Raw genomic sequence first — 19,908 nt, 5'->3', positions numbered from 1 at the left:
GGTCGTAGAAGTTCCGGTCACTCGTCGACACCTGCGCCATCGACAGCGGGGTCTGGTGAACGGGGAACTCGTCGAGCGGGGCGGGCTTCATCGGCGGGCCTTGTCGTCTGTGAGGAACCAGGGGTGATCTCAGAGTGGCCGATAGCCTGGCTCCGTGGACGAGGAATCGTCACAGTCGCGGATCACTCGAGGGGTCGCGGGCGCGAGGAAAGGTGAGTCAGGAGAATGGATTCGACAAAGCCGATGGCGCGCACCTCGTTGACGGTGCGCTACCACGAGTGCGACCCCTCCGGGATCGTGTTCAATGCCAACTACCTGGCGTACGCGGATATCGCGAGCTTCAGAACTTTCGAGACGGTGTTGGGCCCGTATGAGGGGCTGGCCTCGCGGGGCCTCGAGCTGGTTGTGGCGGAATCGAATCTGCGCTTCCTGGCGCCGTGTCGGCCCAAGGACGAACTCGAGATCGCGGGGCTTCTCGACCGACTCGGCACCACGTCGATGGTCTTGCGGTTCCAGATGCACCGGGGTGAAGAACTCGTGGCTGAGGTCACGAACCGGTACGTGTGGGTGGACGCAGAGACGAAGAAGTCGATCACGCCCCCGGCAGGCATTCGCGAAGCGCTCTCCGCCTACGCGCCCCCAGCGTAGATTCTCGCGGTCGAGGGACGGCTCCCCGGGGCATACGGCAGCATAGGTGCAGTAGGGAACCCGGCGAAGGAGCGGCCCGTGCAGTTGACCCTGATCCGCAACGCGACGTTACTTCTGGACGCCGGTGGCGCGCGGGTGCTCGTCGACCCGATGCTCGGTGCCCGCGGTTCGCTGGATCCGTTCGCCACCCCGACGGGAAACACCGAGCGGAACCCACTTGTCGACCTCCCGGTACCGGTGAGCTAGCTCCTGGACCCGGATGTAGTGGTGGTCACCCACACGCACGCCGACCACTGGGACAGGGCCGCATCCGCCCTGCTCCCGAGAGGCATTCCGATCCTCACCCAGCATGTCGACGACCAGGCGAAGATCGCCGCTCACGGGTTCACGGACGTCCGGGTGCTGGGGGAGAAGCTCACCGTGGCGGGCGTCGAGTTCACCCGCACTGGTGGCCAGCACGGATCTGATCAACTCATCGAGGCACTCCCACGCCGGGGTGAGGTCATGGGCGTCGTGGTCCGTCACCCGGACGAGCCGGTCGTCTACATTGCAGGCGACAGCGTCATGAACGATCACGTGCGCGAGGCTCTGCGGGTCCACACTCCGGACGTGGTGGTGTTGAACACCGGCGAGGCCGCGCTGACCGCTGACGGCCCGATCATCATGGGCCCTGGGGACGTGGCGGAGGTGGCCGGGCTCGCGCAGCAGGCCCGGATTGTGGCCGTGCACCTCGAGTCGTTGAACCACTGCCCCGCCACGCGGGCGGACGTCCGGGCTGTGGCCGCCACTGACGGTCTCGGCGACCGGGTCAGCGTCCCCGAGGACGGTGAGACGCTAACTCTGCGATCACGGTGAAGCCCTGCGAGCACGGTGATCATCTCCCCGTGGTCACTTGGCCATGTCCACCCAGTCCGTGAACCCCGTCGGGTCGTGGCGGCCCATCCAACGGCCGTGCGACCAGGCCGCGTCGCCGACGCAGCCCGAGCCAACTGCTCGATGCGGCCGTCAGCGAAGCTGCGGCTGGCGTGGTTGAGAGACTCGGTGAGTCGCCACGCGCACTCAGTGAGTGCCGGCCAGAATGAGCTCCACCGCTTCATCTGGTGCGTCCCACTGCGGGAAGTGCCCGCACCGGGGGAACCAGTGCAGCGACGCGTCGGGGAACGCCTCGATGGCCCGGTTGGCTTGCCGCGGCACGGTGACGAGGTCTCGGCGCCCCCACCCGATGGTGACGCGGCCGGGCACCGTTCCGGCCGGGGCCCCCTGCTGCTTCGGTCCCTTGGTGAGCGCGTCCATCGCCGCATCCGTCGCTGCAGCATCGGCCAGCCCGAGCAGGTCGGGTAGCACGATTTGCCGCGTCAGCGACCATGGGTGGGCAGAGAACTGTGCCAGCAGCGCGGTCCGGCTCACGGGATTGCCCAGTAGTGCCGGCAGGGCACCGCGAAGAGCACGGACCAGGGCGATCGAGGGTCGAAGAGTGTAACTGAAGGCCGCGAGCTCGGTATCGCTCCAGAAACCCCCGGGATCCAGCGACACGGTGTCGCCACCGACCCCGCGTCTGGCGAGCTCAAGCACGATCCGTCCACCCATCGACTGACCGGCAGTGGCAACGCCGTCCAGGCCCTGCTCGCTGATGAATTGTGCGACCGAATCGGCGAGAGCGGCGATCGAGACCTCGCCGGTTAACGGCGCCGTCTGGCCGAATCCGGGAAGGTCGACTGCGATGACCTCACGGTGCGCGGCCAATGCGTCGATGATCGGATCCCAGGAACGTAGACCCGCCCCGAGTCCGTGTACCAGGAGCAGGGGGCTCCCATGGCCTTTGCGAACGTGGTGAAGGTTCATCACCTCACTGTACGGCGAGGATCGGAGCCGGCCCGTCCTCGTCGTTCCCGCGTGAGGTCGTAACTCGGCCGGCCATCCGAGTCCGCACTGAGACGCTGTCAGTCCGCGATGAGCCTGTAGAGCATCGTGTTGTGTCCGCACGGCCGAGGGGGTGGTGCTGGAGGATCTCGTGGGGCCGGAAACGGTGGAGGTCGCCGACCTCCTCGTCTTTCCCGCGTGGCCGGCGGAACTACCCGTGCCGGACCCGAAGTTGCTCGCCCTCGTCCGTGACGTTCACGCTCGCGGCGGGAATGTCGCGGGACTCTGTCTGGGTGCGTACCCCGTCGTCGGCAGCGGCGTGCTCGACGGGCGAGCGGTGGTGACCCTCTGGGGCGGGGCTGACGAGCTCGCCCTTCGGTATCCCGAGGTACAGGTCCGGTCCTCGGACCTGTACATCGACCACGGGGACGTGATCACCTCCGCGGGCACGGCGTCCTCGCTCGATGCCTGTCTCCACATCGTGCGCAGGCACCTGGGGGCCACAGCGGCAGCCGAGGTGGCCAGGCACATCGTGGTGGCACCCCACCGCGAGGGGGATCAGGCCCAGTACATTCAGCGACCCCTGCCGGTCGAAGAGCACGGCGGCGAGATCGGCGAGATCATCGAATGGGCGCTCGGCCACCTCGACGCGGATCTGTCGGTGGACGAGCTCGCGCGTCGGTCTCACATGAGTCGCCGGAGCTTCTCCCGCCGGTTCCTCGAGGTCACGGGCACAAGTCCGGGCCGGTGGGTGCTCTCGCGGCGGCTCGATCACGCGCGGAAGTTGCTGGAGACCACCACGTTGCCCATCGATTCGGTTGCCACCGAGTGCGGCTTCGGGAGTGCGGTGACGTTCCGGCAGAACTTCATCCGAGCGTTCTCCACCACCCCGACCTCGTACCGGAACCGGTTCGGCGACGTCGAGGTCGGGGCGATGGAGTGAACCCTCGGAGTGTGCTTCACCCCGAGATTCGGTCGTAGAAGTTCCGGTCACTCGTCGACACCTGCGCCACCGACAGTGGGGTCTGGTGAACGGGGAACTCGTCGAGCGGGGGCGGGCTTCATCGGGGTTCCAGATGGCCGCATGGACGAAGACTATGTGTTCATAGAGGGCGATGAGCTGGCCGAGCGCACCCGGGGTCAGGGCCGGAGCGAGGATCGTCGTCGATGGACGGTTCCCGGGCATCGCCTTCTGAGGGGCGAGTGCAGCGGAGATCCCCGCCGCCCGGAGCTCGGCCTCGGTCTGGCCGAAGGCCAGCACCCGGGACTGGGCGATCAGGTTGCTCATCAGCATGGCGTGCATGGCGTCGCGATCGTCAGCCGCCATCGTCCCGCCCACGGGTCGGGCGACGCCGATGAAGTCGACGGGGATCAGATGGGTGCCCTGATGCAGGAGCTGGAAGAACGCGTGCTGGCCATTGGTTCCCGGCTCGCCCCAGTAGATTTCGCCGGTGGAGTAGCCCACTGCGGACCCGTCGAGGCCCACAGACTTGCCGAGCGACTCCATGGTCAGCTGCTGGAGGTAGGCGGGGAAGCGGACGAGATCGTGTGCGTAGGAGATTACGGCCTTGGACTGGGCGCCGAGGAAACTCGTGTACCAGACACCCAGCAGCCGCATGGGCAGGGGAGCGTTGCGGTCATCGGTCGCAGTCAGGAAGTGCTCATCGATCGTGCGCATGCCCTCGAGGAACTCGACGAAGACGGTCGGGCCGAGCCGGTAGGTCAGCGGCGCGGGCGAGCGCGAGCAGGGCGGAGACGACCTCGTCGGTGATCAGGTTCTTGGACAGGTCGACGTAGGGATCGCCGGCCGTCACGCCGAGGCGAGAGCCGCGCTCGGGGTCGGCGTCGAACAGCGCACGCAGAGACGTCTCCGTGATCGACGACGCCAGCGCCTCGACGTCACGCCATTCGTCAGTGGAGCTGATGTTCGTGTCGATGCTGTGCAACGGCGGTCCTTTGCGGTGGGAGGGGTTATGAGCTCACCCTATCGTGGTGTACACATGTGACTACAGCGTATGTACACACTTGACTACAGTGACGGTGTCGGGCCGCCGTGTCGGGGCTGAGAACCGCACCGTCCCCGACCCCGACAGCAGAGGTAGCCCCATGCAGTTCTCCACCCCGATCGCGTTCAGTCCGATCGACCAGATCCTCGACCTCGCCCGTGCGGCAGAGGATGCCGGTTTCGCGCGAATCACGCTTCCCGATTCGCTGTTCCTGCCGCACCGGCAGGACACCGACTACCCGTACACCCCTGACGGGTCGCGGATGTGGGACGAGAACACCCCGTGGGTCGAACCGCTGACGGCGATCGCAGCCATGGGCGCGGTCACCTCGACCATCCGGTTCTGCCCACAGGTGCTCAAGTTCGGCCCGCGTCAGCCCCTCCTGCTGGCCCGGCAGCTGTCCACGGTCTCCCACCTGACCGGCGGTCGTGTGGACCTGGGAGTCGGCATCGGGTGGGACCCCAACGAGTTCGCCTGGTGCGGCGTGCCCTACCCGGGCCGAGGCAAGCGGGTGGACGAGATGCTCGAGATCCTCCGCCTGGCCGGCGACGGCGGCTGGTTCGAGTACCACGGCGAGCACTTCGACTTCGACCGCCTCACGCTCGACCCGCCTCCGCTCACCCAAGTGCCCTTCTACGTGGGCGGCCACACCGCGCCGGCGCTTCGCCGCGCCGTCCGCGTCGGCCAGGGGTGGACGTCGGCGATGATGAAGTTCGACGACATCGTCAGCACGATCGGGCGCCTCGGTGAGCTGCTCGAGGCCGACGGGCGCTCGCTGGCGGACCGTGGCGACGGCCAGCCCTTCGCCATCCAGGTGGCATGCATCGACAAGTACGGCACCCGGGGATTCGCCGAGCTCGCCGACGCGGGCGTCACGGACGTCATCGTCATCCCCTGGCTGATCGAGGGCCACGGGTACGACGCTCCCCTCGAGGTCAAGCGCGAGTCCCTCGCCCGCTTCGGCGAGAAGTACATCACCGCCTGACCCTGATCAACACTCACAACTATCGCCCCTCAGGAGTCCCGAATGACTGACAACGCACCCCTCAAGCTCGGTTATAAGGCCTCGGCCGAGCAGTTCGGTCCGCGTGATCTGGTGGAGTTCGCGGTTCTGGCTGAGCGGGCGGGGATGGATTCGGCGACGGTGTCGGATCATTTCCAGCCGTGGCGTCACGACGGTGGTCACGCGCCGTTCTCTCTGTCGTGGCTGACCGCGGTCGGTGAGCGCACCGAGCGGCTGCAGTTGGGCACGTCGGTGCTCACGCCGACGTTCCGTTACAACCCGGCGGTGCTGGCGCAGGCGTTCGCGACGATGGCGTGCCTGTATCCGGGTCGGGTGTTCCTCGGTGTGGGCACGGGTGAGGCGCTCAATGAGATCGCCACGGGCCATCAGGGTGAGTGGCCGGCGTTCAAGGAGCGTTTCGCTCGGTTGCGTGAGTCGGTCCGGCTCATGCGTGAGTTGTGGACGGGCGAGACCACCAGTTTCGATGGTGACTTCTACTCGACCAGGGACGCGTTCCTCTACGACGTGCCCTCCGGTGGTGTGCCGGTGTACATCGCCGCCGGTGGTCCGGTGGTGGCCAAGTACGCCGGCCGCGTGGGCGACGGGTTCATCTGTACCTCGGGCAAGGGGATGGAGTTGTACACCGACAAGTTGCTGCCGGCCGTGGAGGAGGGCGCAGCGATCAACGAGCGTGACTCGGCGGCGATTGATCGGATGATCGAGATCAAGATCAGCTACGACCCCGACCCGGCCGCAGCGTTGGAGAACTGCCGGTTCTGGGCGCCGCTGTCGCTGACCCCGGAACAGAAGCACTCGGTGGACTCGCCGCGCGAGATGGAGCGCCTGGCCGACGAGTTGCCCATCGAGCAGGTCGCCAAGCGCTGGATCGTCGCCTCCGACCCCGACGACGCGGTCGAGCAGGTCAAGCAGTACGTCGACGCCGGCCTGAACCACCTGGTCTTCCACGCACCCGGCCACGACCAGAAACGCTTCCTGGACCTGTTCTCCACGGACCTCGAGCCCCGACTGCGCAACCTGGCGTGAGCCCTGTCAGTCGGCGATGAGCCTGTAGAGCATGGTGTTGTGCAGGACATAGTCGTCCGGGTTGTCGGGGGCCTCCGCCTCACCGAACTCGATACGACGACGATGAATTCGTGCCAGGATCACCGCCTGCCTCAGGCCCGCGTAGGCGTAATAGAACGGCAGATCGCGGACCGTCCGGCCCGTGAGTTGTTCGTACTCGCCGATGACCTGGTCGTGGTCGAACAGGTCCGGGATACCGGGGAAGCCGTACGTGACCGCCAGATCCTGGAACAGGTCGTGGAAGTACAGGAACCAGCCCAGGTCCACCTCGGCCGGCGCGAGGGCCGCCATCTCCCAGTCCAGCACGGCGGTCGGGGTGGTGCCCTCGTAGAGGATGTTGCCGATCCGGGCATCGCCCCAGCTGAGCACGTCCGGGCCGGGGTCCGCGGGCCAGTTGGCTTCGATCCAGGCGAAGGCCTTCTCGATCACCGGGATCCTCAGGCCGCCCTCGCGGACCGTCCACTCGTAGTACTCGCGCTGCTCGTCCACGTGCGCCCGTAGGCCGTCGTCCTCGCCGGGACGGGCCGGGGCGAGCGAGGGGAGGAGCTCCGCGGGCCTGTCGATCCCGTGGATCGCGGCGAGCACGGCCACGGACTCGCGCTGCAATTCCGCCCGCTGCTCGGGGCTCATCTCGAGCAGCCAGCCGCCGAACACGTACGGGGGGTTGTCGACGGGCGCGACGCCGGTGGCCCGGTCCATCACCAGGAACGGCGACCCCAGCACTGCCGGGTCCTCCTCGAGCCAGCGCACGAGCGGGACGGGCAGATCGGTGTGCTCGCCGACGACCCGCATCACGTCGAACTGCCGGGCCAGGTCGTACACCGGGAACACCGGGAAGGCATCGTCGAGCGGGCACATCCGCGCCACGAGCTGTGCGGACTCTCGCTCGCCGGTGTCCGCCGACGTCCAGGAGGCGTCGAAAAGTACCGAGATGTTGGACATCCCCGACGCCTCCGGCCGGGTTACCTCGCCCACCTCGACGCCGCCCCGTCCGTCGGGTGCGTCACCCGCGCCGCCGGCGACTTCGGGGCGTCCCGACAGCCACGACGTGAGGCGACGGCGCAGGTCGTCGAGATCGGCCTCGCCGGACGTCACCGTCTGGTCCAGCGGCTTGTCGGTCTGTGTCATTGTTCGTCAACCCCTCACCGGGTGCCTGATGGCGCGGGCTGTGCTCGCGGCCGATTTCAGTGTGACGTACGACATATCGGATGGGGCTCGAATCGGGACCCCGGCGGAGGCAATGGTGGGGGAGGGGGAACGTTGTCGTCGTCGTCACTCCTCCGGCGCCCCCGCCGGGGCTTGGTGATCCGTCACAGACCGGGGGATTTAAGTAGCATCGCGAACATAGTGCCGCGGAGTCCGCCTGCGGGTGTGGACTCCTCCCGCCGGCCCCCTCGACAGCAGAAGGCGAACCCACATGGCCATCCCCCTGAGCATCCTCGACCTGGTCTCCATTCCCGAGGGCTCCACCGCCCGCGACGGGATCGCCGCCTCGATGAAGTCCGCCAAGCTCGCCGACGAGCTGGGCTACCACCGACTCTGGTTTGCCGAGCACCACAACACGCCCAACCTCGCCTCCAAGGCCACCTCGCTGCTCATCTCGCAGGCCGCCGGCGTCACCGAGAACATCCGCGTCGGCTCCGGCGGCGTCATGCTGCCCAACCACGCGCCGCTGATGGTGGCCGAGCAGTACGGCACCCTCGCCAACATCCACGGCGACCGTATCGACCTCGGCCTCGGCCGCGCCCCCGGCACCGACGGCATGACCGCCCAGGCGCTGAGCCGCTCCTCCGCCGAGCCGCAGGCCTTCGCCCAACACATCTACGACCTGCAGGGCTGGTTCGGCGAGTCCGGCACCGCGCACAGCACCCCGATCTTCTCTTCGGTCTCCCAGGGCATGGAGGTGCCGATCTGGGTGCTCGGCTCGACCGTCAACGGGGCCTCCATCGCCGGCCAGCTGGGCCTGCCGTTCTCGCTGGCCTCGCACTTCGCGCCCGACCAGATCGATGACGCCGTGCGCGTGTACCGCGAGACGTTCAGCACGGAGGCGCCCACCGCGCGGATCGAGAAGCCGTACGTCATGGCCGGCATCAACGTGATGGTCGCCGACACCGACGAGGAAGCGCGGCGGCAGTTCACCACCATCCAGCAGATGTTCCTCGACATCCGTAGCGGGCGGCAGCGCAAGATCCAGCCGCCCGTCGACCCGTCCGAGTTCCCGGGCGGCGTGCCGTCGATGCTCGACATCAGCGCCGTGGGGTCGCCGGACACGGTGAAGGCGCAGCTGGAGGTGTTCGCCGAGCGCACCGGCGCCGACGAGCTCATCACCGTGACCTACGCCTTTGACCCGGACGTGCGCGACCGCTCGCTGAAGCTGCTGGCGGGCGTCTGGTTCTAGACCCCTGGGGCCCGGAGCATCGCGTCAGATGTGCAGCACCTCGCCCATGACCACCGTGCGGTCGGGCGGTAGGTGGAACACCTCGGTGCGGTTGGCCTGGTTCTTCTCCATGGCGAGGAAGAGCCGCTCGCGCCAGTGCCGGAAGCCCGGCGGGCGCGCCGGCCGGAGGGCGAGAACGGACAGGAAGTAGGTGGCCTCCTCGTGGGCGAAGGTCAGACCGTCCAGCCGCTGGGAGGCCCGCGCGAGGTGTAGCGGGATGTTCTGGGACTCCGTGAACCCGACTCGCACGGTAACTCTGACGACCTCGCCCAGAGGGGTGGCAAACGTGTCCATGCGGTACTTGTCCGCGGAGCGGGCCCGGGGGACGTTGCGATGCTCCAACCGGACCAGGATCACCTGCTCCGGGAAGATCTTCAGGTCCGACACGCAGCTGACCAGGGCCAGTGGTGTGGTGTCCGGGTCGGAGTGCGGAAATACCGCCACCTGCGGGGAACGCTGCACCGACTCCTCGTTGAGGCAGGCGAGGAAATCGTCCAACGGTCGCTCCAGCTGCCTCCGCGCGGAGGCGACCGTCGCGTGGCCGCGGCGCCAGCACGTCATCACCACCACTACGGCCGCAGCCAGAAGGACGGGAAGCCATCCGCCCTCGGGGAGCTTGGTGGCGTTGGCTGCCAGCAGGACGAGCTCGAGAGTGCCCACCGTCGCGACGTAGAGGGCGACCACCGGCCACCTCCAGTGCCAGACCGACACGGCCAACACCATGAACAGCAGGGACTCGAGCACCAGGGTCCCCGTCACGGCGAACCCGTACGCACTGGCCAGCGACTCGGACGAGCCGAAGAGCAGCACCACGGCCAGGACCGCGACGAAGAGCAGCCAGTTGAGGGCCGGCACGTAGATCTCGCCCGCCCGGCGCCTGGAGGTGTACCGCATCGCCAAGCGCGGCAGGAGGGACAGGCGGACGGCCTGGTGGGCGATCGAGAACGCGCCCGAGATGACGGCCTGCGAGGCGATGATCGTCGCCGCCGTGGCCAGCACGACGAGCGGGACCTGCAGAACATCAGGGGCGAGGTGGAACAGCGGGTTGCCCACCGCGTCCGGGTGCGAGATGACCAGTGCGCCCTGGCCCAGATAGACCAACGTCAGCGCCGGCAGCACGACCAGGAACCATGCGCGCCTGATCGCGGATGCGGAGAAGTGCCCCAGGTCGGCGTACAGCGCCTCGGCGCCGGTCACGGTGAGGACGACCGCGCCGAGGAGGACGAACGCCTCGAAGGGATGCCGCAGGAGGAGATCGAACGCCCAGTGCGGCGACAGGCTGGTCAGGATTTCCGGGTGGGCGACGATCTGCGGGACCCCGAGCAGTGCCAGGGCCACGAACCACACGACCATGATCGGACCGAACGCCCCGGACACCCGGGTGGTGCCGTAAGGCTGGACGAGGAACAGGGCGATCAGGATCGCCACGGTCAGCGGGACGACAGCCGACTCCAGGCCCGGCGCGCTGACGGTCAGTCCTTCTACCGCACTGAGCACCGAGATCGCCGGTGTGATGACCGCGTCACCGAAGAACAGCGCTGCGCCGAGGATGCCGATGATCGTCACCATCGCGCCGATCCGGTGCCCCGGGAGCCTGCGGCGGAGCAGTGCCACCAGTGCGAGTATCCCGCCCTCGCCGTCGTTGTCCGCGCGGATCACCAGCAGCACGTACTTGACCGTCACGATCGCGGTGATGGTCCACAGGACCATCGAGATGATGCCGTAGACGTTGTGCGGCGTCACCTCCACGGCGTTGTGGCGCATGCTGAACGCGGTGTGCAGGGCGTACAGCGGGCTGGTGCCGATGTCGCCGAACACCACCCCCAGCGCGCCTACGACCAGCATGGGTCGAGCCGGCGCGCCGCGCTGACCAGCACGTAGGAGCCGGGGAGCGCGCAGGCCCAGTCGTCCGAGACCGTTCACCGGATAAGTGTGCTCCTCGCTCCTGCCTCGCGCCAGGTGTGGTGCGCCTCGCGTCGGATGCGACAAGGTGTATGTCAGGGGCCGGGCCATTCGTCAGCCTGTCGGGTGGCGGCCAGGATCGCGGAGCTCTCACGGGTGCTGCCCCTTGGGTTACATCCTGCGGGACGCCTATCGGAGCACGTGGAACTGGAGCGACGGCTGTCGGCTTCGCTTGCGTGCCGGTGTTCGGCGCTAGCAGAATCGGTCCTGTGGCCGCATCGCAACAGACCCTCCGCGCCGCCGTCTTTCTCGGGCTGAGCGTCGACGGCCGCATCGCTCGGCCTGATGGCGACCTCGAGTGGCTGACCAGCCGCGGCGCCGCCGCCGGGGACGCGGGCTTCACGCCCTTCGTGGAGTCAGTTGAGGCTGTAGTGATGGGCCGGCGAACCTACGAGGCCATCGCTTCCGACGAGCACTGGCCCTACCTCGATCGGCCGATACATGTGATCAGCACGTCCCTCGCAGCAGACGGAGATCCCCGGATCACCGTGCATCGCTCCGGCGAGGCGGCTATCGACGCGCTGCAGCGGGACGGCTACCGGCGCGTCTACGTCGACGGTGGCGAGACCATCCGTTGGTTCCTTGCCTCCAAACTTGTCGACGAACTCACGCTCTCCCATGTGCCCGTGCTCATCGGCGACGGGCCCTCACTGTTCGGGCCGCTGGGCGAAGACGTGCATCTCAAGCATGTCCGCACCGCGGTTCTCGACGGCGGAATGGTCCAGACCGCCTACCGCGTCCGGGGAGGACCGACGTCGCCCGCAGCCACATATGGCAAGCGGGAGGTCACCACGCGTCCCGTCCCAGTCGAAGAACCCTCACTGGACGCTCTCGCCCTCGACCCCGATCACAGCGGGCCGCAGCGGCCAGTGTCCTGTTCCAGTGCCGAGCCTTCACCGGGACGGAGCGCGGGCCACGTCTCAATATTTTAAAGGTTTTCGAGACACATGAACTCGCCCGGGGAGGTGGCCAGTTTTTGAACCAGTTTCGTAGACCTGCAGTCACCCGCCATTGTCTCACCCAGTCGTTTTGACGGGCTGCTGGCGACACGGCAAAGCTGACCGTGTCTATAGTTGCGTGCAGCAAGCAACTATGAAGGAGTGGCAGTGACTCGACGCAGTGACGCCGGCGAGATTCTCGTGGAGCTTGTCCGCACCTTGCGTCTGTTCCGGTACGCAGGGCAGCACCGCGGACAGGAGGACATCTCTGGCACCAAGGTCGGCGTGATGCGGTTTCTGATCGACGGTGACGAACGATCGGGGGAGATCGCACATCGACTCTTCCTATCCCCGTCCGTCGTGTCGCGGGCAGTGGACTCGCTCGAGGTGGACGGGCTGGTCTGTCGGCGTCGCGATCCTGACGATGCTCGTGCCTGGCTGATCTCGATCACTGATCGCGGCCGAGTGGACTTGCAACGACGTCAGCAGGCGATTGCCGACCGATTCGCGGAGATCCTCGCCAGAGACACCGAGCTCTGCCCCGCCCGGACGCTCCAGTTACTGAAGAAACTGAACGACCGCCTCGACGAGCTCGCTGCGACCATGACCGCGGGAGAGAAATGAGTCAACGACCTATGGCTGAACAGGCCAGCGCGCCTCCCGGATACCAGGCGTTACCTCATCGCGAGGTGCTCCAGGTGATGACCGGCCTCTTGGCCGCACTGTTCACCGCCTTGATCTCCAACACCATTGTGTCCACGGCGTTGCCCACGATCATGGCCGACCTCAACGGCACCCAACGCCAGTACACGTGGGTGATCACCACGAGTTTGCTGATGATGACCGTCAGTACACCGGTCTGGGGCAAGCTCTCGGATCTGTTCGATAAGAAGATGCTGGTTCAGCTGACCATCGTGTTGTTCGTGGTGGGTTCTGTTGCGGCGGGCCTGTCCACGTCGGTGGCGATGATGATGGGGGCCCGCGTCGTTCAAGGAATCGCGATGGGCGGGCTGATGGCCCTGGTTCAGTCCATCATGGGTTCGATCATCGCCCCCCGGGAACGCGGCCGTTACGCCGGATATATGGGCGGTGTCATGGGCATCGCGACAGTCTCCGGGCCACTGCTGGGCGGTGTGATCACTGATGGCCTGGGATGGAGGTGGACCTACTTCGTCTGCGTCCCGCTCGCCGTTGTGGCGATGGTTCTCATCCAGGTCAAACTCCGTATCCCGTTGATCGAATCCAGAAAGGTCACGATCGACTACGCAGGGGCCGTGCTGATCGCGCTCTGCGCGGCGCTCCCGATGTTGTGGGTGACCTTCGCGGGCAGCGAGTACGCATGGGTTTCCTGGCAGTCTGCAGCGTTCATCGGCGCGTTCGTCGTCGTGACCGCGGCGGCGGTCATCGTCGAGCTGCGGGCTGCCGAGCCGATCGTGCCCATCCGGGTGCTGCGGACCAACACCGCAGCATTGATGATCGTCGCCAGCTTGGCGGTGGGTGTGGCGATGTTCGCTCCGGCGGTGTTCCTGACTCAGTACTTCCAGCTGGGTGGGGGCTACTCACCGACCCAGGCCGGGTTGCTCATCTTGCCGATGATCGTCTTCCAGACGGCGTCCTCGGCGATCGGTGGGATGATCGTAAGCCGCACCGGCCGGTGGAAGCCGATCATGGTCATCGGCAGCATCCTGATGGTGACTGGTCTCGCGGGCCTGGGGATGGTCGACCACACAACCGGGTATCTGTGGGTCGCGGTGTCGATGGCGTTGATGGGGATCGGTGTAGGAACCCTGATCCAGAACATCGTGCTGGCAGTGCAGAATATCGTCGACGTCCGGGAAGTCGGAGCCGCTTCCGCGGCGATCGCGTTCTTCCGATCCCTCGGCGGAGCGATCGGTGTCTCCGCACTCGGCGCTGTCTTGACCAACGAGGTCGCTGCTCAGATTCGAGACCGTCTCGGCGAGCTTGGTATGACGAGCGGACAACTGGGAAGCAGCGAAGGCTCGGCAGAGACCAGCCTGGACATCAGTGGTCTGCCGGCGCCGATCCAGCAGATCTTCCATGACTCCTACGCTGATGCCTTCGGGCATCTGTTCATGGTCACGGCGCTTATCGGAGTAGTCACCGTGGTCGCGGTTCTGGCCGTTCGCGAGACGCGCCTGCGGACCACTGTGGAGTTGAACCCCACCCCTACGAGTCAGGAGAACGAATCGCCGTAGCCCCCATCGAACGCTGGCGCCGGACGGAAGCGAGCCGTAGCAGGAAAGCGTCGGCGACGCCTCGCTGGTCCGGTGGTGCGGCGGGTGCACCTCTGGCAGAGTCGTCCAACGATTAAGTCACACGTCCAGATGGTGATGAGGCAACGATGAGCCAGACAGTCGACGGGGACCGGCAGGTCCGTTGGTCGCAAGTGGAGGAGAAGTTCTTCGTCGGCAACTTCAGGGGCAATTTCGTCGGCTACATCGACCAGACTGTCGATGGCACGTTCAGGAAGTTCGACAAGATGTCGGTGCTGCGAGGCGAGGCCAGCACGTTGGAGAGCTCCATGGCGTTTCTGAACGAACTGTACTTCGCCTCGTCTGGTGGAGGGGATCGTCAATGACCGCCGTTGTGTCCACCGATCGGCCGTCTGGGACGGGCGACCTCAAGTATCTGGTGTACTCCAGTGTGGCTACGCGACCGATGTCGCACACCGATCTCGAGTCCATCCTGTTCACCGCCAGGCGGCACAATCTGCAAGCGGGCATCACCGGCGCTCTGCTGTACAGGAGCAATTGCTTCATCCAGTTTCTGGAGGGACCCCCGTCTGAGATCGACTCGCTGATGGAGAGCATCTGTGTCGATGACAGGCATGCCCGTGTGCGTGTTCTGGTGGTGGAGCGGGCGGTCGAGCGTAGTTTCGCGGACTGGAGAATGGGGTTCGGCGCCCCCGCGGACACCCGGCCGACCGGGGTCGAGGGGGTCCGGGACAGCTTCGATGACCTGACGAGCAGTTCGGACGACGCCGTGGTGCGTCAGGCGGCCGAGGACTTTTCGATCTGGTTCAAAGTCAAAGAGGGTTCGCGTCTGTCCTGAGGCGGCCCCGTGGCCGCGACGATGCGGGCCGAGGGGCCGCAGGACGATTCGAACGGTCGCCTCCATCTCGTTGTCGGATGCCCGGCGGCCCATCATCACCGGCGCCACGTCACCGGAAGCCCGTATCGATCCCGAGCCGTTCGTCCGCTCGGTCCTGGAGCCGATCGGGGTGAGGCACACCAAACGGGTCGCCACCATGTCGTCGCTGGGGTGAGACCGGGCGCTCCGGCCGAGCAGGCTCAGTGCGATTGGCGCGGTGCCCGTGGCGCGTTCCGTGGTCAGCGCGGCGATGGGTCGGCCCGTTCCGCGGTGAATTCGGCAAGGAGGTCGTGGACACGGCGGTCGATGTCGTCGCGAATCAGGCGCATCCTCTCCAGTCCGTCGATGCCCCTACCCGAAGGCTCATCAGTGATCCACGTGATGACGGTGCGGGCGGTGTCGTCGTCGGAGACGCCGACATCACCCCGCGCGACGAGGTCTCGTGCGGCGTCGGCGCCGAACCACCACCCGGTCCACGCGGCGCAGAAGGTCGGGGTCGATCGCGCGGGGCACCTTACCGGACATGTCCGCGCCGAGCTCGGCCACCGCCTCGGCCGACAGCGCGTTGATCGTGGGCCCGGGATCGGTCCCCGCCGAGTGGACCTCGACCGCGTCGCCGGCGCGGTGGCGCATGAGTGCGGCCGCCATCTGTGACTTGCCGCCGTTGCGTACACACACGAACAGGACGCCGGGGACCCGAGGCTGCGGGGCGTTCGCGGTCATGACGGGTCTGCGCCCGGAGCCGGGGTGGGCACGGTGGTCCGGGCGCGGCGGGGCAGGCTCGAATCGCCGGGGAACAATCGCGGTCCGAGCCACAGCGCGACGTACACCAGCCCGACCAACACCGGGACCTCGATGAGCGGACCCACCACACCTGCCAGGGCTTGGCCCGAGGCGATACCGAACGTGCCGATGGACACCGCGATCGCGAGTTCGAAGTTGTTGCCCGACGCCGTGAACGCCACGCTCGTCGACTTGGCGTAGTTCAGCCCCACCGCGCGCGAGACCAGCAGACTGAAGAAGAACATGAGCACGAAGTAGAGCAGCAGCGGAACGGCCATCCGGGACACATCCAGCGGGCGGGTGGTTATGGCCTCGCCCTGCATCGCGAACAGCAGGACGATGGTGAACAGCAGGCCGTACAGGGCCCACGGGCCGATCCGCGGCAGGAAGGTCCCCTCGTACCACTCGCGTCCCTTCGCGCGCTCGCCGACCACGCGCGTTCCGAAGCCGGCCAGCAGCGGGATCCCGAGGAACACCAGCACCGAGCCGACGATCGCCCAGACCGAGAACTCGGCCGAGACCGTCTCCAGTCCGAGCCACGACGGCAGGACCTGCAGGTAGAACCAACCCAGCGCACCGAAGGCCACCACCTGGAACACCGAGTTGATGGCCACCAGTACGGCCGCCGCCTCGCGATCGCCACACGCCAGGTCGTTCCAGATGAACACCATCGCGATGCACCGCGCCAGCCCCACGATGATCAGTCCCGTGCGGAATTCCGGCAGGTCCGGCAGGAATACCCACGCGAGCGTGAACATGAACGCCGGGCCGATCATCCAGTTGAGCAGCAGCGACAGGCCGAGCAGCTTCCGGTCGCCGGTCACCCTGTGGGTCTCGTCGTAGCGCACCTTGGCCAGGACGGGGTACATCATGACCAGCAGGCCGACGGCGATGGGGACCGAGATGCCACCGACCTGCACCGAATCGAGGGCACGGTCCAGGCCGGGGACGAAGCGGCCCAGGAGCAGTCCGGCCGCCATCGCCGCGAGAATCCAGACGGCCAGGTAGCGGTCGAGGAACGACATCTCCTTGGCGACAGGGGTGACACTGCGCGCAGAAGTGGTGGCGCTCATCGGATGTGCGGCTCCCGTCAGATCGATAGATGTCTATGGATAAGGCTAGGGTGACGTATTGATGATCGTCAATCTAACCTCGTGGGGAGGCGGTGAGGGTATGACGACGACAACGACGACGACGAGTTCAGTGGCAGGCGCGGCGCTGGTCGGCGACCCCGCGGCGGGCGGATGCTGCTCGCTCTCGCGCACGCCCGTCGACGCCCCCACCGCGGAGTCGATGGCCGCCGGGTTCAAGGCGTTGGCCGACCCCACGCGGCTCAGGCTCCTGTCGCATATCGCTGCGCGGGGCTGCGAATCCGTGTGCGCCTGCGACCTCCTCGATGTGGTGGACATCAGCCAACCCACGGTCAGCCATCACCTCAAACGTCTCGTCGAGGTAGGTCTGCTGACCCGCGAGCAGCGTGGCAGGTGGGCGTATTATACCGTGGCCCGTGACGCCCTGGACCAGCTGCACGGATTCCTCGACCTGTCCTGATTTGCAATGGTTTCCGGGGCGGGCGGCTGACAGAGGGGTGCCCGTGCGAGATAGGTAAGGCTATCCTCGGTCCATGGGGAGAAAGAAGAACACTCCGACCGATCGCCAGTTCACCATGGCGCACGTACGGCGCACCGAACGCATCACTCCCGGCTTCGTCCGCCTGACCCTCGGCGGGCTGGACGTCCTGGAGCCGCGAGGGCACGACCACTGGTGCCGACTCTTCTTCGCGCGCGAGGGGCAGGATTCGCTGCAGCTGCCGACCCGTACCAGTGAGATCGGTTGGTACCTCCAGTATCTCGCCACACCCAAGGCACGGCGCCCGTGGGTCCGGGCGTACACGGTCCGCGCCGCCCGCCCTGACACGAGCGAGGTGGACATTGACTTCGTGATCCACGGAGACGAGGCAGGGGGTCTGGGACCGGCAGCTCGGTTCGCGCTCGATGCCTGCCCTGGTGATCGCCTGGGGTTCCTGGACCAGGGCATCGGTTTCACGCCTGATCACCCGCACGACTGGACACTGCTCGTCGGTGATGAGACGGCGTTGCCCGCCGTGGCCGGAATCTGTGCCTCACTCCCGGAGGCGGCCCGGGGGATCGCGATCATCGAAGTCCCCACGGCCGGCGACCGGCAGAAGTTCCGGGTGCCACCCGGGATGGAGGTGCGTTGGGTCCCTCGCGACGAGTCGTCATCGGGCGCCGACCGGCCGGGGCAGCTCGCGCTGGACGCGGTAAAGACGACCGTTCCACTGGACGGCGTCGTCCACGCGCACCTCATCGGCGAGTCCGGTCTCGCCACGGGGGCTCGCCGTCACCTCGTGCAGGAGTGGGGCGTGCCCAAGCGGAATGTGGACTTTGTCGGCTACTGGCGTCACGGGAGACCTGCGACGACCTGACCGGGCTCTGCTCCGACCTGCGGAGCGGGAGTCGTCGGCTCGACGGCCCGTCCCGCCCTGACGCTGGTAGAACGGGGTATGGCCATCGACGCACTGGAACCCCACCCACTGGTCCGCCTGCTCGGCAAGCCCTCGGCCGACTTCACCGCCGGTGACCTCGCGCGGGCGGTCGAGCAGTTGGAGCTGCACCAGGTCAACCTGCGCTACGTCGGCGGCGACGGGCGCCTCAAGGCGGTGGCTTTCCCCATCAATTCGCGCGAGCACCTCCTCGAGGTGCTGACGCGAGGCGAGCGCGTGGACGGCTCCAGTGTCTTCGCCGGCACCGATACCGAGTCCAGCGACGTCTACATCGTCCCGCGTCACCGCACTGCCTTCCTCAATCCCTTCGGCGAGCGGCGCTCGCTCGACGTGTTGTGTTCCTTCTACGACGACGCCGGCAAGCCGCTGCCCCACGCACGCGAGCAGATCGTGCGCCGCGCCGCCGAGGTGCTCGCGCGGGAGACCGGCATGACGCTGGAGGCCTTCGGCGAGCTGGAGTACTACCTCGTCGACGAGCCCGAGAAGATCTTCCCCGTGGAGGAGGAGCGCGGCTACCAGGAGTCGGGTCCGTTCTCGAAGCACCGGCGGGTTCGAGAGGAGGTGCTGGGCCACCTCAGTGCGATGGGCGTGCCGCTCAAGTACGCCCACGGAGAGGTCGGCAACATCCTCGAGGAGGACCGGCAACTGGTCCAGCACGAGATCGAGCTCCAGCCCGTGCCGCTGGAGCAGGCGGCCGACAATCTCGTCCTGGCCAAGTGGGTGGTGCGCGAGGTCGCCTACGCCCATGGTGTCGAGGCGACATTCGCCCCGTTGGTGAGCGGCGAGGGCGCGGGAAACGGTCTGCATTTCCACAGTCGGCTGGTGCGCGATGGTGCCAACGCCATCGTGGGGAAAGACGGTCTCAACGACACCGGGCGTCGACTGATCGCCGGCTACCTGTCCGCAGCGAGGGCGCTGTCCGCGTTCGGCAACACGGTCCCCACGTCCTACCTGCGATTCGCCGAGGGAGACGAGTCGCCAGAGGACATCTGCTGGGGCATGAAGGACCGCACCGGGCTCGTCCGGGTGCCGTTGGCCTGGGGCGGCGGCGTGTTGGCCGACATGGTCGCGCACGCCAATCCCGGCGGCACCGAACCCATCCCCGAACCCGCCACGGATCACCAGACCGTCGAGTTCCGGCTCGGGGACGGCTCGGCGGATGCGCACCTGCTGCTGGCCGGCATGGCCGTCGCGGCGACGCGGGGGCTCAGCGATCCGGAGAGCCTGGAGCTGGCCGAGCGGCTCAGCACCCACGATCACGATGACTTCGAGAGTCTGCCCACCTCGCGCCGGGAGGCCGCCGACGCACTCGAGGCCGAGCGCGAGATGTTCGAAGCCGACGGCGTCTTCCCCGGTGCACTCATCGATGCCCTGCTCGCGGATCTCCGCGACTCCGATGAAACCTACGACAACGACGGCAACGACACCGCCGCGGCCGGAGACGATGCGGCCGATCGCGAGGAACTCATCCGCCGTCACTGGCACGTTGGCTGAACGGTGGTGGCCGAGCAGAGCGGGGACGGTGTGACCGCCTGCCCGGCGAGCCCCGGAGT

20 protein-coding genes and 2 pseudogenes are annotated in these 19,908 nt (G+C 67.1%); 15 read left to right on the top strand and 7 right to left on the bottom strand.

Going from position 1 to position 19,908, the window contains the following annotated elements; genetic code table 11:
* Nucleotides 1–225 precede the first annotated feature (225 nt).
* From ACWIE7_RS14450 to ACWIE7_RS14440, 3 genes are all read left to right on the top strand, one after another.
* On the top strand, nt 226–648 hold the full coding sequence (locus tag ACWIE7_RS14450) for an acyl-CoA thioesterase (RefSeq protein ID WP_454069638.1): 423 nt from the start codon (nt 226–228) through the stop codon (nt 646–648).
* Nucleotides 649–726: 78 nt separating this feature from the next.
* A complete protein-coding gene (locus ACWIE7_RS14445; protein ID WP_454069637.1) occupies nt 727–894 on the top strand; it encodes a hypothetical protein in 168 nt (55 codons plus the stop codon).
* An 18-nt stretch (nt 895–912) separates the two neighbouring features.
* Nucleotides 913–1,503 (top strand): MBL fold metallo-hydrolase, encoded by a 591-nt coding sequence (locus ACWIE7_RS14440; protein ID WP_454069635.1) that lies wholly within the window; start codon nt 913–915, stop codon nt 1,501–1,503.
* 204 nt (nt 1,504–1,707) lie between these two features.
* On the opposite strand, the gene ACWIE7_RS14435 is transcribed toward ACWIE7_RS14440, so the two are convergent.
* Nucleotides 1,708–2,490 carry an alpha/beta fold hydrolase gene (locus ACWIE7_RS14435; RefSeq protein WP_454069633.1) on the bottom strand — a complete coding sequence of 261 codons (783 nt, stop codon included), beginning with the start codon at nt 2,488–2,490 and terminating at the stop codon, nt 1,708–1,710.
* Between the two features lie 154 nt (nt 2,491–2,644).
* Between ACWIE7_RS14435 and ACWIE7_RS14430 the strand changes: the two genes are divergently transcribed.
* The gene (locus tag ACWIE7_RS14430; protein ID WP_454069631.1) at nt 2,645–3,451 is read left to right on the top strand and encodes a GlxA family transcriptional regulator; all 807 of its coding nucleotides are present in this window, start codon (nt 2,645–2,647) and stop codon (nt 3,449–3,451) included.
* Nucleotides 3,452–3,580: 129 nt separating this feature from the next.
* On the opposite strand, the pseudogene ACWIE7_RS14425 reads toward ACWIE7_RS14430, so the two are convergent.
* Both ACWIE7_RS14425 and ACWIE7_RS14420 read right to left on the bottom strand, forming a co-directional pair.
* Nucleotides 3,581–4,222, bottom strand: a pseudogene (locus ACWIE7_RS14425) (glucose-6-phosphate isomerase); the annotation flags it as partial.
* Nucleotides 4,170–4,454, bottom strand: a complete 285-nt coding sequence (locus ACWIE7_RS14420) for a hypothetical protein (RefSeq protein ID WP_454069629.1) — start codon at nt 4,452–4,454, stop codon at nt 4,170–4,172. The gene ACWIE7_RS14420 and the pseudogene ACWIE7_RS14425, both read right to left, overlap by 53 nt.
* Nucleotides 4,455–4,614: 160 nt before the next feature.
* Here ACWIE7_RS14420 and ACWIE7_RS14415 point away from each other — a divergent pair, with 160 nt between their 5' ends.
* Nucleotides 4,615–5,499 carry a TIGR03619 family F420-dependent LLM class oxidoreductase gene (locus ACWIE7_RS14415; RefSeq protein ID WP_454057836.1) on the top strand — a complete coding sequence of 295 codons (885 nt, stop codon included), beginning with the start codon at nt 4,615–4,617 and terminating at the stop codon, nt 5,497–5,499.
* 42 nt (nt 5,500–5,541) lie between these two features.
* A complete protein-coding gene (fgd, locus tag ACWIE7_RS14410; RefSeq protein WP_454069627.1) occupies nt 5,542–6,561 on the top strand; it encodes a glucose-6-phosphate dehydrogenase (coenzyme-F420) in 1,020 nt (339 codons plus the stop codon).
* Between the two features lie 6 nt (nt 6,562–6,567).
* Here the strand turns inward: fgd and ACWIE7_RS14405 are convergent, their stop codons facing one another.
* Entirely contained in the window at nt 6,568–7,728 is a 1,161-nt protein-coding gene (locus tag ACWIE7_RS14405; protein WP_454056898.1) for a phosphotransferase family protein, read from the bottom strand.
* 289 nt (nt 7,729–8,017) lie between these two features.
* Between ACWIE7_RS14405 and ACWIE7_RS14400 the strand changes: the two genes are divergently transcribed.
* Complete coding sequence (locus tag ACWIE7_RS14400; protein ID WP_454056899.1) at nt 8,018–8,998, top strand: LLM class flavin-dependent oxidoreductase; 981 nt, start codon at nt 8,018–8,020, stop codon at nt 8,996–8,998.
* Between the two features lie 24 nt (nt 8,999–9,022).
* Here the strand turns inward: ACWIE7_RS14400 and ACWIE7_RS14395 are convergent, their stop codons facing one another.
* Nucleotides 9,023–10,960, bottom strand: coding sequence for a potassium transporter Kup (locus tag ACWIE7_RS14395; protein WP_454069626.1), 1,938 nt, complete (start codon nt 10,958–10,960; stop codon nt 9,023–9,025).
* 248 nt (nt 10,961–11,208) lie between these two features.
* On the opposite strand from ACWIE7_RS14395, the gene ACWIE7_RS14390 reads away from it, so the two are divergent.
* The 5 genes from ACWIE7_RS14390 to ACWIE7_RS14370 all read left to right on the top strand — a co-directional run bounded on the left by ACWIE7_RS14390 (nt 11,209) and on the right by ACWIE7_RS14370 (nt 15,009).
* Nucleotides 11,209–11,931, top strand: coding sequence for a dihydrofolate reductase family protein (locus tag ACWIE7_RS14390; protein WP_454069625.1), 723 nt, complete (start codon nt 11,209–11,211; stop codon nt 11,929–11,931).
* 174 nt (nt 11,932–12,105) lie between these two features.
* Nucleotides 12,106–12,561: a MarR family winged helix-turn-helix transcriptional regulator gene (locus ACWIE7_RS14385; RefSeq protein WP_454069624.1), complete on the top strand. Its 456-nt coding sequence runs from the start codon at nt 12,106–12,108 to the stop codon at nt 12,559–12,561.
* Nucleotides 12,562–12,572: 11 nt separating this feature from the next.
* Nucleotides 12,573–14,153: an MDR family MFS transporter gene (locus tag ACWIE7_RS14380; protein ID WP_454056902.1), complete on the top strand. Its 1,581-nt coding sequence runs from the start codon at nt 12,573–12,575 to the stop codon at nt 14,151–14,153.
* Nucleotides 14,154–14,299: 146 nt separating this feature from the next.
* Nucleotides 14,300–14,536 carry a hypothetical protein gene (locus ACWIE7_RS14375; protein WP_295648699.1) on the top strand — a complete coding sequence of 79 codons (237 nt, stop codon included), beginning with the start codon at nt 14,300–14,302 and terminating at the stop codon, nt 14,534–14,536.
* Nucleotides 14,533–15,009 carry a BLUF domain-containing protein gene (locus tag ACWIE7_RS14370; protein WP_230929799.1) on the top strand — a complete coding sequence of 159 codons (477 nt, stop codon included), beginning with the start codon at nt 14,533–14,535 and terminating at the stop codon, nt 15,007–15,009. The genes ACWIE7_RS14375 and ACWIE7_RS14370 overlap by 4 nt, the downstream gene beginning before the upstream one ends.
* Before the next feature lie 278 nt (nt 15,010–15,287).
* Here the strand turns inward: ACWIE7_RS14370 and ACWIE7_RS14365 are convergent.
* Together ACWIE7_RS14365 and arsB are read right to left on the bottom strand one after the other, a co-directional pair.
* Nucleotides 15,288–15,771: pseudogene (locus tag ACWIE7_RS14365) on the bottom strand (arsenate-mycothiol transferase ArsC).
* Entirely contained in the window at nt 15,768–16,904 is a 1,137-nt protein-coding gene (arsB, locus tag ACWIE7_RS14360) for an ACR3 family arsenite efflux transporter (RefSeq protein WP_454069623.1), read from the bottom strand. Before arsB ends, ACWIE7_RS14365 begins: the two are co-directional and overlap by 4 nt.
* A 100-nt stretch (nt 16,905–17,004) precedes the next feature.
* Between arsB and ACWIE7_RS14355 the strand changes: the two genes are divergently transcribed.
* The 3 genes from ACWIE7_RS14355 (at nt 17,005) to ACWIE7_RS14345 (ending at nt 19,849) form a co-directional block, all read left to right on the top strand.
* Nucleotides 17,005–17,382, top strand: coding sequence for an ArsR/SmtB family transcription factor (locus tag ACWIE7_RS14355; protein WP_454069622.1), 378 nt, complete (start codon nt 17,005–17,007; stop codon nt 17,380–17,382).
* 73 nt (nt 17,383–17,455) lie between these two features.
* Nucleotides 17,456–18,277 (top strand): siderophore-interacting protein, encoded by an 822-nt coding sequence (locus tag ACWIE7_RS14350; protein WP_454069621.1) that lies wholly within the window; start codon nt 17,456–17,458, stop codon nt 18,275–18,277.
* Between the two features lie 78 nt (nt 18,278–18,355).
* Nucleotides 18,356–19,849, top strand: coding sequence for a glutamine synthetase beta-grasp domain-containing protein (locus ACWIE7_RS14345; protein WP_454069620.1), 1,494 nt, complete (start codon nt 18,356–18,358; stop codon nt 19,847–19,849).
* The last annotated feature ends 59 nt before the right edge of the window (nt 19,850–19,908 follow it).

It is taken from the genome of Dietzia sp. NPDC055343 (genome assembly GCF_053645265.1).
Note: the sequence above shows the minus strand (reverse complement) of the source record. Positions and strands in the feature narration are given on the sequence as shown.